Source organism: Saprospiraceae bacterium (genome assembly GCA_016715965.1).
Lineage (GTDB): Bacteria > Bacteroidota > Bacteroidia > Chitinophagales > Saprospiraceae > Vicinibacter.
The window spans coordinates 911,221-924,240 of the sequence record JADJXG010000001.1 but is presented as its reverse complement, the minus strand read 5'-3'; the positions used below and the strand labels follow the sequence as shown (position 1 = coordinate 924,240).

At 41.5% G+C, this 13,020-nt stretch carries 9 protein-coding genes; 3 read left to right on the top strand and 6 right to left on the bottom strand.

Annotation, left to right across the window (positions count from 1 at the left end; all coding sequences use genetic code 11):
- Positions 1–121 precede the first annotated feature (121 nt).
- Positions 122–2,287 (top strand): T9SS type A sorting domain-containing protein, encoded by a 2,166-nt coding sequence (locus IPM48_03250; GenBank protein ID MBK9270591.1) that lies wholly within the window; start codon positions 122–124, stop codon positions 2,285–2,287.
- Between the two features lie 338 nt (positions 2,288–2,625).
- On the opposite strand, the gene IPM48_03245 is transcribed toward IPM48_03250, so the two are convergent.
- The 3 genes from IPM48_03245 to IPM48_03235 are packed head-to-tail and all read right to left on the bottom strand — an operon-like array spanning position 2,626 to position 5,816.
- Positions 2,626–3,366, bottom strand: a complete 741-nt coding sequence (locus tag IPM48_03245; protein MBK9270590.1) for a glycosyltransferase family 2 protein — start codon at positions 3,364–3,366, stop codon at positions 2,626–2,628.
- Positions 3,367–3,406: 40 nt separating this feature from the next.
- Entirely contained in the window at positions 3,407–3,814 is a 408-nt protein-coding gene (locus IPM48_03240; GenBank protein MBK9270589.1) for a DUF5606 domain-containing protein, read from the bottom strand.
- A 13-nt stretch (positions 3,815–3,827) separates the two neighbouring features.
- Positions 3,828–5,816 (bottom strand): dehydrogenase E1 component subunit alpha/beta, encoded by a 1,989-nt coding sequence (locus IPM48_03235; protein ID MBK9270588.1) that lies wholly within the window; start codon positions 5,814–5,816, stop codon positions 3,828–3,830.
- A 1,079-nt stretch (positions 5,817–6,895) separates the two neighbouring features.
- Here IPM48_03235 and ltrA point away from each other — a divergent pair.
- Positions 6,896–8,293 carry a group II intron reverse transcriptase/maturase gene (gene ltrA, locus IPM48_03230; GenBank protein ID MBK9270587.1) on the top strand — a complete coding sequence of 466 codons (1,398 nt, stop codon included), beginning with the start codon at positions 6,896–6,898 and terminating at the stop codon, positions 8,291–8,293.
- 410 nt (positions 8,294–8,703) lie between these two features.
- Here ltrA and IPM48_03225 read toward each other — a convergent pair whose 3' ends face one another.
- From IPM48_03225 to rsfS, 3 genes are all read right to left on the bottom strand, one after another.
- A complete protein-coding gene (locus IPM48_03225) occupies positions 8,704–9,435 on the bottom strand; it encodes an isoprenyl transferase (GenBank protein MBK9270586.1) in 732 nt (243 codons plus the stop codon).
- Positions 9,436–9,548: 113 nt separating this feature from the next.
- Complete coding sequence (gene ftsH / locus IPM48_03220) at positions 9,549–11,537, bottom strand: ATP-dependent zinc metalloprotease FtsH (protein ID MBK9270585.1); 1,989 nt, start codon at positions 11,535–11,537, stop codon at positions 9,549–9,551.
- Positions 11,538–11,643: 106 nt separating this feature from the next.
- Entirely contained in the window at positions 11,644–11,997 is a 354-nt protein-coding gene (gene rsfS, locus IPM48_03215; GenBank protein ID MBK9270584.1) for a ribosome silencing factor, read from the bottom strand.
- Between the two features lie 83 nt (positions 11,998–12,080).
- Here rsfS and IPM48_03210 point away from each other — a divergent pair, with 83 nt between their 5' ends.
- Positions 12,081–12,839, top strand: a complete 759-nt coding sequence (locus tag IPM48_03210; GenBank protein MBK9270583.1) for a biotin--[acetyl-CoA-carboxylase] ligase — start codon at positions 12,081–12,083, stop codon at positions 12,837–12,839.
- Positions 12,840–13,020 lie beyond the last annotated feature (181 nt).

Below are 13,020 nucleotides of genomic sequence, written 5' to 3'. Positions count from 1 at the left end.
ATTAAAATACTGATAACCAGAATAATATATTATTATTTTAAAAAAATCAATGTACAAATGTAAATAATTGACTTTTATTGGCGTCTTTTATTGATTCATTTTTGCATTATAATTCGTCTAAATGATTAGGAACTGCATTTTAGGTTTTGTTTTTTTTGTGACGCTTGTGCTCTTCAAATTGCCATTGTTGGCACAGGACAGCTGTTTTTTGAGCACAGAAGCCAGAATCGAAGCGGACACCATTATCCTTAAGGTGAAGGCAGTTCATTTTGATCAAATTCAATCGGTTCAGTTTGCCATCAATTTTCCCACCAAGAATTTGCATTTTGTCAGAGGTGTTGCCAATCCTCTGTTGAATCAGGCGTCCATTGGCGGCAATCCGGACAATTGCGTTTTTTCCTGGATGCCGGCTCCGTTTAATCCTGTTACGCTTTCAACTTTTGATGAATTGGTAGAATTCAGGTTTGTGATCCACACGCCGGATTCAGAGTACTGCTTTGATTTTGAAGTTCCCGTTTTTCCGCTGAGGATGAGTTCAGTGCTATACAGTCCCCACCCTTCCAGGGGTTTGCAAACCTGTCATTCCGGCCTTACTGGTACCGTTTCCGGATTATTGGTGGCTGACACGGATGGAGACTGCCTTCCTGATCCCGGTGTTGTTCCGGTCGCTTTCTCAGGAATAGAACTCGAACACACCGACGGTCAAAAATATCATGCATTTGCACAGTCAGACGGCAGCTTTGGATTGGATTTACCCCTAGGAACTTATACCTATCATTTCATTGATCCAGGATTCAGAGAATATTGCAATATACCAGCTCAAATTACGATCGACTCCCCAGGCCAAATCGTACCATTGGACCATGCTGCTAAATATTTGACCGATTGCCCGGAGCTTGAGGTTCAGTTGACTACTCCCGGACTGAAGCGCTGCAGTGAGGTTGTTTTTAACCTTGCCTACAGAAACCTCGGAACTTCGGATGCGATTGATGCATTTATAGAAATTCAGTTGGATCCAGAACTCCAATTGAAGGATGCTGACCTCCCGTTTTCAAGCATTGGCGACCAGACTTTCCGTTTTGATCTCGGCTTGATCAAGGCCGGAACCAAAGGCCTGTTTGCGATCCGAACCTCTGCTCCCTGTGATCTCTCCAAGTTAGGTCAATCGATTTGTACCAGCGCTGAAATTTTTCCCAACGCTCCCTGTTTGGTGAATCCTTTCTACGATGGGGCTAAACTGGACATTGAGGCTTCCTGTGATGGAAATGAGGCGGTATTTCTCATCAAGAATGTGGGCAGTGGCGATATGTCCCAAGCCATTGCGCTGACCACCGTAGAAGATGATGTGATGCCGGGTATTGGGGGAAGCCTCCAACTTATCAAAGATGGTTCTCAGGAATTCAGATTTCCTGCAAACGGCCGAACCATAAGGATTGTGTTGGATACATTACCCAATCATCCCTATCAGCTGCGATACACAAAGGCCATCGAAGGTTGTGGCACCGGAACCATCAGCAAAGGATTTTTGGACAATTACAGCCAGGGAGATGAGGCTCCTCAAGTTTCGGTTTATTGTGGAGAATTAAATGACCAGATCCTGGCCTTGTCTGCGAAACCTGAAGGAATGGGAGAACAAAAGTATATTTTTAGAGAAGACAGAATCTATTATACGCTCAGGGTGGTCAATGATCGATTGGATACCGCTTTTCTAATTAAAGTTCAAGTAAAACTCAGCGATCATTTGGATGTTTCCACCCTTCAGGTATATGATCATGACAATCTCTATTCCTGGAAGATTCTTCCGGGTCAATTATTGGAGGCCGAGTTTAGAAATCCAAATCTACCACCGCATGGTGTAGATTCGTTGGGATCAGTATTGCATTTTGCCTATTCTATAAAGCCAAAAGCGGATGCCCCATTGCGATCCCTGGTGGAAAATCAATCCAAATACAGCATCAATTTTGGAGCCTATTTGAATTCCAATACCACTTCCCATACCCTGGATCAGAGGATCATAAATTCGGTAAAAACCCAAAAAGAGCTTCAGTCGCTTTTGGTCTATCCCAATCCGATCACGGATCGGATGTATTTTCAAAGTGGGAATTTTAATTTGTTGGGTTCAGTTTTAGAAATTCAAGACCTGTTTGGAAATTTGTTGATTCAAAAAATGATCAGTTCAGATCCTGTAGAGGACCTATCTCTCGGCCAATTACCATCCGGCATCTATTTTTATCAAATTATTTCCAAGTCAAAAGACATTTTTTCCGGAAAAATCATCAAACAATAATTTGACCCAAGAGGTATGAAAAGAAATAAAAAAATGTCATTGCCTGTTTAAGAACCCGATGTATCTGTCTGGGATGATCTCAAAGTAAAATGCCTGGAATAAAGAACCCGGCACTACCTCTGAAACATTGAAGTTTTTCACAGAATGGTGAAATCCTATCAGAACTTCCAAAGAGAGATCACCAGACAATACAAAGGGTGCAGAACAAGGACATCGGGAAATCAAAAGACGCTCCTTGAACAAAGAATTTGCTCATATTTATTTTGTTTGATTAATGTGGTTTATCCGAGAATTCGCCAAGAATTCGATCCCCGACAATGGTCGGGGATTTTTTTTGTTTAACGGTATATCTCCGATCGCATCCATCCCATTTTGTTGAATAGATGAAACAGGGAGACTTTTAACACTCCCAATCCATAGATCATCGACCTTCTGAAATTAATCGACGAGGCCTCTTCAAAATAATGCGTGGGGCAGGTCACTTCTGCGATGTGGTAACCTTTGTAAATAATCTGAGAAAGCATCTGATTGTCAAAAACAAAATCATCCGAATTTTCTTCAAATCGGATTTCTCTTAACACTTTGGCATCAAAAGCCCGGTAACCGGTATGGTATTCTGATAGTTTGTATCTGATTAAAATATTTTGTGTGAGGGTGAGAAAGCGGTTGAATAGATATTTATAAACGGGCATTCCTCCGGCCAGCGCGCCTTTCCCCAGAATTCTCGATCCAAGCACCACCGGATAAAGATCTCGCGCAATGATATTAACCATGCTGGGGATGAGCTTTGGGGTATATTGATAATCCGGATGAAGCATGATGATAATGTCTGCTTCCAGTTCCAATGCTTTTTTATACAAGGTTTTTTGGTTGGCGCCGTATCCTTGGTTTGAGGTATGCCGGATCACATGATGGACGCCCAATTTTTTGGCGAGGGCAACAGTATCATCGCGACTGGCATCATCGCATAGAATGAGTTCATCCACTATATCAAATGGAATTTCTGCAAGCGTTTTTTCCAGGGTTTTTTCTGCGTTGTAAGCAGGAAGAACAACGACAACTTTCTTTTGGAGATACATGATCTGATTTAAAAAAAATAGGAAAAGGAATTTTCAATTTCTATTCCTCTTCTTCGTTTTCTTTTTTATTTTCTTCGTACAGCAATCCCATTTCTTTTAGTTGGTAAAACCACTTCAGGCACTTTTTCATGTCTTTGATGTGGACCCTATACCGATCATATTCGGGAAGCGTTTTTTCAAAAAATTCCTTGATGACCGTCGGTTCTGCAGTGTGTTCAGGCACTTCATCACTTGCCAGAAATTTTTCATACACTTCTTTGAGCGGAATGTTGTCGCTTAATGTATAAATACCGATTGAATCAAGGGGAGAGAACTGATGGATTCTGGAAGAATAAAAATTCTGCTTTCGGTTGCTGAGATCCTCCAGAATCAATCCATTGTTTCTGGCTGACACCAGTCTGAACAAAGTACCATGTCCGCTGACCGCCATTATTTTTTCAAGATTCATCTGCAAATTTATTTTAGTAGTTTATTAATTTTAACAAGCATTCTTCCAATCTGTTTTTGGCGAGGTACTGATCTTCCAATCTTTTTGAAAATGGAATGGGCGTATCCATGGAAGCACAGCGAACTACGGGGGCATCGAGGTATTCAAATAAATGTTCTGCGATCCATGCAGCCAATTCAGCTCCGAGTCCTGCAAACAAATTGTCCTCGTGCAGAATACAAACTCTTCCGGTCTTCACAACGGATTGGCGAATGGATTCGTAATCCAGAGGAACAAGTGTTCTGAGATCTATTACATCTGCATTGATATTTAAATGGCTGATGGCCTCAGTCGCCCATCGCACTCCCAATCCATAAGTGATGATGCACAATTGATCACCAGAATGAATGAAACTTGCCTTGCCAAAGGGAATTTTATAAAACCCTGCCGGAACCTTTGATTCAACGGAGCGATACAGCAATTTGTGTTCGAAAAACAAAACGGGATTGGGATCTTCAAACGCATTGAGCAATAAACCTTTTGCATCGCATGGATTGGAAGGGTAAACGATTTTAAGACCGGGCACATGGGCAAACCAGGCTTCGTTGGTCTGTGAATGGAAAGGCCCAGCTTGCGTTCCACCTCCGCAGGGAAGTCTGATGACAACATCTGCATTTTGTCCCCAGCGATAATGCAGTTTTGCGAGGTTGTTGACGATTTGGTTAAAACCACAACTCACAAAATCGGCAAACTGCATTTCCACCATGGATTTGTATCCTTCCAGACTCAATCCAAGCGCGGCACCTATCAAAGCAGATTCACAGATAGGCGTATTCCGCACCCTCTCCTTACCGTATTTTTTAACAAAGCCTTCCGTAATTTTAAATACCCCGCCATATTCGGCAATGTCCTGCCCGATCAATACCAATTTGGGCTGCCTGGCCATGGCTACATCAAGACCATCGCTGATGGCATCAATAAATCGCAGGTCTTTTGATTCTTCAATAGGGTGAATATCTTCATCTTCAAAAGGCATAAAGACATCCTTCATTTCTGTATTCGGATCTGCTTCACCATCTGGCCATCCAAATACTTTTTCGACCTCTTCCTGGATTTGAGATTTTAATTCTTGTTTTAATAGCAAGAGGTCCTTCTCTTTGAGAATACCCTTTTCCAACAACCAGGTTTCGTAATTCAGGATGGGATCCTTGGCCTTCCATTCTTTGAGTAAGTCTGAAGGAACGTATTTGACTCCGGATGCTTCCTCATGACCTCTCATGCGGAAAGTCATGCATTCTACAAGGACTGGCGCCGGATGCTTTCTGATTCGTTTGGCAATTTCCGAAATCTTGCGGTACACTTCCAGGATATTGTTCCCGTCAATGGTGTGTGCCTCCATTCCATAGCCAATACCCCGATCTGATAATTTTGCACAGGCATATTGCTCATGGACAGGTGTTGACAAACCGTATCCATTGTTTTCGATCAAAAAGATCACAGGTAGTTTCCAAACCGAGGCAAGGTTGAGCGCTTCGTGAAAATCACCTTCACTGGTACCGCCTTCTCCCGTAAATGCCAAAGAAATTTTATGGGTACCTGAAAGTTTGGACGCAAGGGCTGTACCATTGGCCAGGGTGAGTTGCGGACCCAAATGGGAAATCATGCCTACGATGTGATAATCCATGCAGCCAAAGTGAAAAGACCGGTCCCTTCCTTTGGTATAGCCGCTTTCTTTTCCCTGCCATTGGGCAAAAAGACGGTCCAGTGGCATCTTGCGGGAGGTAAACACTCCGAGATTGCGGTGAAGTGGAAAAATAAATTCATCCTGCTTCAATGCGAGGGTAGCACCCACCGCAATGGCTTCCTGTCCAATCCCGGAAAACCATTTTGAAATTCTGCCCTGCCTCAGCAAGTTTAACATCTTCTCTTCAATCATGCGGGCATAGAGCATATTCGCATACAAATCTTTCAAAATTGTATGTTCCAATCCCTGTACTTTAAAATGAAGATCTGGATGAACCATGGAAGATCGTAATTTCATTGGAAGGCCAAAGATCGCAATAATCGGCAGACTCGAAATCAGGCTTTTCAAACTGGCGTTTTGAGGGCCATCTTGGTTGTTCCACAAATGGGCAAAAATAGGCTGTATTATTAAATAATAGATTAATCTACATTAATTTAGATATGATTAAAATAAATATTTAAAAAAAAATGCCAAAAATTTGGGGCAGGACTGTGAACAAGCTTACATTTGTGCTTTAGGGTGTTCTCATAGTGTTATTAAGAAGGGGACGTGGTCGCTCGGCCATGGCCCCTTTTTCATTGTTTTGTTTTTTGGATTTGTTCGATTCAATTTCTTGGATTCGATCCACCAGAAAGCCAAAGGGAATGATTGTTTTCTGGAAGGATCTTCCCTAATTTTTACCAACCGATTAAAATTTATAAATTTAAATATTGCAATTAATGCTAATGTTAGTTTTTACGGATCGCATTAAAAATTTATTAAAAAAAATTTGGAATAACTATTTAAAATCACATACCTTCGTGTGTTCTTTGTCTAGGGGAGTAGTCAAAGGAACCCATTGAAAACGGGGGGCAGCGTCGCCAGACGTCTGCCCTTTTTTATGTGCGCTATGCATACCATTAATCTATAGGGTGAAAGTCCCGAACGAGCCAACCAACGGGAATCGTTAATCCAAAGCAAGGGTGTTTATCGCGAGGTAAAATCTGAAGGAAGTAGCGGATAAAATTGTGAACCAACGAACAGAAACGGAATAAAAGGCTTACGCTGTGGGTGAGTGGGCATTAGACTGCGAAGCCCAAAAGTTGGACGTAAACAGCGGTAGTAAATTCTGTGGATTACAATGAAAGATTAATGAGTTTACCATAGGAGATCTGTAAACACAAGCGGAGGCAACGACGAGCGAAATGGAATAGCAAAGTGAGTGTCAGCAGAAGTCAGCAGAGGTCATAGTACCTAAGAAATTTCTGTAATGGAAAAGGAGGGAAGGACCGAATCCTAAGAGTTGATGAAGTTTTTTTTTAGAGTAGTAAAAGTCAAAATTGGAAAGATTACAGGACAGTAAAATATCGAATATCCAGATGAAATCTGCGAGACAGAAAGAATGTGATAAAAGCGATAGCCTTTTCGTTGCGAACATACCCGTATGGTATGAAAGCAGCGGAAAGGTAAGTCCTGAATGGCTATCTGCATGCAAAGAACAACGACATCAGACGAAAGATTTAATGGAGAAGATAGCATCCCCATTAAATTTATCAGAAGCGAGTAAGCGAGTAATACGCAACGGAGGCAAAGGTGGAGTAGATGAAATGGAAGTAGGTGAAATCAGGAAATGGCTGCAAGAGAATATGCAGACATTACGGGAAGAACTACTAAATAACAAATACAAAGCAGAAGCATTGCGAGGCGTACAAATACGCAAACCCAAAGGAGGCTATCGTCAATTGGGGATTCCGACAGTACGAGACCGAATAGTACAACAAGCCATAGCGCAACAATTGCAAAAGTATTACGATCCTAGTTTCAGCGAGAATAGCTACGGATTTCGCCCAAAGCGAAATGCACATCAAGCATTGAGTAAAGCAGCAAAGTATGTAACAGAAGGAAAGCGTCATGTTGTGGATATTGATTTAGAGAAGTTTTTCGATGAAGTAAATCATCATCGATTAATGTGGTTACTTAGAACACGAATAAGCGACAAGCGAGTGATGTGGATAATTAACCAATTTCTAAAGACAGGAATACTTCAAGGCGGACTTATGCAACAACGGATAAAAGGAACACCACAAGGGAGTCCATTAAGTCCGTTGTTATCAAATATAGTGCTCGACGAATTAGACCAAGAATTAAATCGGCGAGGAATAAGCTATGTGAGATATGCTGACGACCTGCAAATATTTGTAAGCAGCACTGCAAGTGCGGAACGAGTGATGAAAAGCATTACAAAGTTCATAGAAGGCAGGATGAAACTAAAAGTAAACCGGAACAAGAGTGCAATTAGAAAATACTATGAAACAAACTTTTTGGGCCATAGTATACTTAATAAAGGCAGAGTTGGATTAAGTAAAGAAAGCGAGGTGAAGTTAAAGTCGAAACTGAAGAAGATCACGCAACGCAATCGTGGAGATTCATTAGAACAAGTACTCCACGAACTCAAGGTAGTATTACAAGGGTGGCTTAACTACTTCAAATACGCAAGTATGCAAAGCAAGCTTAAAGTAATAGACGGATGGTTGCGGAGACGCCTGAAATGTTTTCGATTGAAACAATGCAAACGCAGTATTGGTATCGTGCGCTGGTTAAGGAGCTTAGGTGTTGAAGAAACCTTATGCTGGCGTACTGCCCTAAGTGGCAAAAGCTGGTGGCGGTTGAGCAATAGTCCAGCCCTCAGTATTGGAATGAACAACAAATGGTTTACCGAACTGGGCTACTATAGCCTAGCCGCTAACCATGAAAAGCTTCATCGGGAGTTACTCTAAGGAAACCGCCGTACACGTAAGTACATACGGTGGTGTGAGAGGACGGCAAAGCTATATTTTGATGATATCTTTGCCTCCTACTTTAATTGCTCTGCCCAACCGCGTAATTTATTTTGAGCAGTTGTTGCCTATACAAATTGTTATGTTTGTAACCCTTGAATACGGATTATTTCCATGCAATGCCGTTTTAAAACCAAGGAAATCTTTGATCACATAGGTTCAGTTTGTGGTACAACAAAAAAATGAAATTTAAGAAAAGCAGAGATTGTATTACCATCTAAAATGACTTCAAAATGAAGGCTTGTCATTCTATTTGATTCTTCAGCCTGGTAGCAGCTTGGCTCCTCACCAAAAGCCTTCATTTTATTGCCATTCGGCGATCACAACGAACTCTATTGCATGAATTGGAATTATACGAGTTGTTCGGAGATCTTTCCAAACCTTCTTTCTCTCTGTTGAAAATCGAGGATGGCTTCATAGAGATGTTTTTTGCGAAAATCCGGCCAAAGTGTTTCGGTAAAATACAACTCCGTATAGGCGCATTGCCAAAGCAAAAAATTAGACATTCTTTTTTCTCCACTCGTTCTGATAAGCAATTCCGGATCAGGAATTCCGAAGCTAGACATTGCATGTACAAATTCTGTTTCCGAGACCGGTTGATGGGCGTGTGTGCTGACCAATTTATTGACGGCATCAAGGATTTCCCATCTTGCGCTGTAATTCAGGGCCAGTGTCAGGGTCATCCTTTGGTTGTGCTGTGTTTTTTGGATGGCATCCTGCAAGGCATTGTAGGTAGATTTCGGAAGCTTGGAAATATCCCCAATGGTGTTCAGCCGAATGTCATTTTTCAGGAGGGTCATCAATTCGTTCTTGACGGTGTCAACAAGCAGACCCATGAGGCCACTTACTTCTCCTTCGGGTCTGTTCCAGTTTTCCGTAGAAAAGGCGTACAAGGTTAAAAAGGGAACACCGATTTCTGCGCAGGCTTCAGTTACTTCCCTGACCGCTTTGACTCCATTGCGGTGACCAAAAATCCTAGGCTGGCCATTTTGTTTGGCCCAACGCCCATTTCCATCCATAATGACTGCAATATGGTGAGGAAGTTTGGATGAATCGATCAAGGACAAAAGATCATCTGCCATCATCCGCAAAAATAAAACAAATGTGCAGCTCTAAGCGGCGAATCGCGGTTTGACCCGGTAATAGTTGGAAAACAGCTTAAAATGGGTGGTTTGATTTGATGGAGTCTTTTGGACTATAGTTCAGCACCCTCAGATTTTACCTCCTCGCCCGGTTTTTCATCGGACACATGCTGACCATCCAGCGGACTGGGTTCAGGATGTTTGTCTTTGTGGTAAGGGCTGGGTCCGATCAATCTCTCCACATCAGATTTCAGAAGTACTTCTTTTTTTAGCAGTTCCTTTGCCAAAACTTCAAGCTCATTGCGTTTTTCACTTAAAAGTCTTTGGGCCCTTTCATATTCAAGGTCCACCAATTTTCTGACCTCCTCATCCATCAGCTTTGCAGTTTCCTCACTATACGGTCTTTGGAAACCATCCTGGGACATTCCATAGAAGGAGACATTTCCAACCTTGTCATTCATTCCAAAAATGGAAATCATAGAATAAGCCATTTTGGTGACTTGGTCTAAATCGGATTGGGCCCCTGTGGATATTTTATCAAATACGATTTTTTCGGCAGCTCTTCCGCCCATGGTCATGCAGATTCTGTCCAGCATGGCTTCAGTTCTTGTGATGTATTCCTCTTTGGGCAAATATTGAGCATATCCTAAGGTGCCTATTCCTCTTGGGACGATGGTCACTTTGACCAAAGGGGATGCATATTTGAGATACCAACCACAGATGGCGTGGCCTGCCTCATGATAAGCGATCACTTCTTTTTCTTCGGGTGAAATTATTTTATTCTTTTTTTCAAGGCCACCAATCACCCGATCCAGTGCATAATTAAAATCTTCAAGTTCGATGGACTGTTTATTTCTTCTGGCAGCCACGAGTGCCGCTTCATTGCAGATATTGGCGATGTCTGCACCTGCAAATCCGGGTGTCATCTCCGACAATACTTCAGGAGTTACTTCATCGGATAATTTAAGTTTCTTAAGATGTACTTTGAAAATTTGAGCACGGCCTTTAAGATCCGGAGGATCAATGGAAATCTGTCTGTCAAACCTTCCGGGTCGCAGCAATGCAGTATCCAAGATATCAGGTCTGTTGGTAGCGGCCATTAGAATGACACCTTTGTCAGTGGAAAAACCATCCATCTCTACAAGCAACTGATTGAGCGTGTTTTCACGTTCATCGTTGCCTCCCTGCCATTGGGTTTTACCACGGGCACGACCCACCGCATCGATTTCGTCGATAAAGACGATGCAGGGTGCTTTTTCTCTGGCCTGTCTGAACAGATCCCTAACCCTTGAAGCACCAACTCCTACAAACATTTCTACGAAATCAGAGCCTGATATGGTAAAAAACGGAACGGCGGCTTCACCCGCGACGGCCTTTGCCAGCAAAGTTTTACCGGTTCCGGGAGGGCCAACGAGGAGTACACCTTTCGGGATTTTGCCTCCCAGAGCGGTGTATTTTTTGGGATTTTTTAGAAAATCCACCACTTCCATGACTTCTTCTTTTGCTTCTTCCAGACCAGCCACGTCTTCAAAAGTGATGTTGGTGTGGCTGTCTTTTTCAAAAAGCATGGCTTTCGATTTGCCAATATTAAAAATCTGACCTCCAGGACCGCCTGAGCCTCCACCCATCCTGCGCATGAACAAAATCCAGATGCCTAATATGATTAAAAAGGGTAAAACAAATGAAAGGATCGGTCCAAGCCAATTTTGTTTTTCGACATAGGTGACATCCATTGGACTTGTCAGTTTTTCATTGAGTTTGTCCATTTTATTTGCAAAATTCTCAATGGGGCCTACATTAAAATGATAGTGAGGTTTTAGTCCAATGGTAGATTTGGCGGCATCCTTGTAGTTTTCTTTGCCCAATGATTTTTCTTTCAAATAGACATAGGCCAGCTTGTTGTTGGTCACTTCCAGTTTTTCCACATCTCCTTCTACCACCATTTGTTCAAAACGGCTAAAAGGTATGGGTTCCTTGTTGGGATTGGCCAAATAAAAGAAATTGATTCCAATTAATGCCAGAAACAAAATGCCATAAATCCAATAAGAATTAAATCCTCCGGAAGCTGGTTTTTTGGGTGGTTGATTTTCTTGTGATTCCATGTAGAAACTATTTTATTTTTAGGGATGGTTCCTCTTTGTGAATGAATAAAACGCCAAATCGCCCAAAAAGGTTACTTTCTGATGATCGATGGCATAAAATAAATTCTTAAATATTTTTTATTTCTTTGAATTTTCCGTCACTCCAAAGCTCTTCGAGATCGTAATACTGCCTTGTGGATTTGTCAAAGACATGAACCAGCACATCAAAAAAGTCCACCAACACCCATTTGGCACCAATCTCGCCCTCTACATGACTTGCCCTGTAATCAGTTTCTTCTTTGACCCTTCGTTGTACATTATGGGCGATGGCTTTAATTTGGGTACTGCTTTCTCCTTCGCAAATGATAAAATACTTTGCCGGTGCATCCGGGATGCGGGTCAGGTCGATGATTACGATTTCTTTACCTTTGATATCCTGTATGGCGTCAACGATGAGGTCCAGGAAAGCTTTTTCAGTGATTGTTTGGGGTTTGGATTTAGTTTGTGTCTGTACCAGAATTTAGAATTTAATAGGTCATTTAATACATTAGGCAAAGTTATAATATGTCATTGAAATATCCAAATATCGACAACAATTATCTTCATTTCTTAACATTGGAGTCCACCAATGATTTTGCATTGGAATATCTGTCAAAAACCATACCTGAAGACGGTTTTTTTGTTTTTGCTGACTTACAGACAGGTGGTAAAGGACAATATGGCAGAAAATGGGAAAGTGCGCCTGGAAAAAACCTTCTTGTCAGTTATGTATTTGACAGTCGCTTTTTGAGGCTGGAGCGCCTATTTGGATTGCATTTGGCGGTCTCTCTGGCCATCGTAGATTTGCTCCACGCATTGTCAATGAAGGAAGTCCGGATAAAATGGCCAAACGATTTGTTGGTGGACAACAAAAAGATTGCGGGTATTTTGATTCAAAATGTGCTCAAAGGACAACAACTTCAGTTTTCTGTATTTGGAATTGGTTTGAATATCAATCAAAGGAATTTTCCTTCTGAGTTTTGTGCGACCTCCATTTTTAATCAGAGCAATCGAGAATTTCCCATTCTGGAAATAGCCATTCAACTCAGAACTATTTTACAAAAATATTTGGATTTGATTAAAAATGGAAAGCAGGAGGAATTGTTGTTTTTGTACAACCAACAATTGTTCATGCGAAATGAAATAGGAAGATTTAAAAAAGAGAATCAGGAAATTTGGGAGGCGATGATAAAGTGTGTGGATGAAAATGGAATGTTGGTGCTGGAGAAAGAAGGAGTATTTAGTAAACATCATTTTGTAGAATTGCAGTGGGAGTGGAAGTGAAATTTTATGGAAAGTTGATACTCAATTTTTTCTCATTGACGAAAAAATAATACTTCGAAGATACCTACTCAAAATAAGCAAATAGAAGGTCAGACAAGAATTAATGCTAAATTGGGTTTTTTCAACCTGGCGTTAAACATTTGAATTTATTTCTTTCCAATTTGCAAACTGCTTTGCCAGA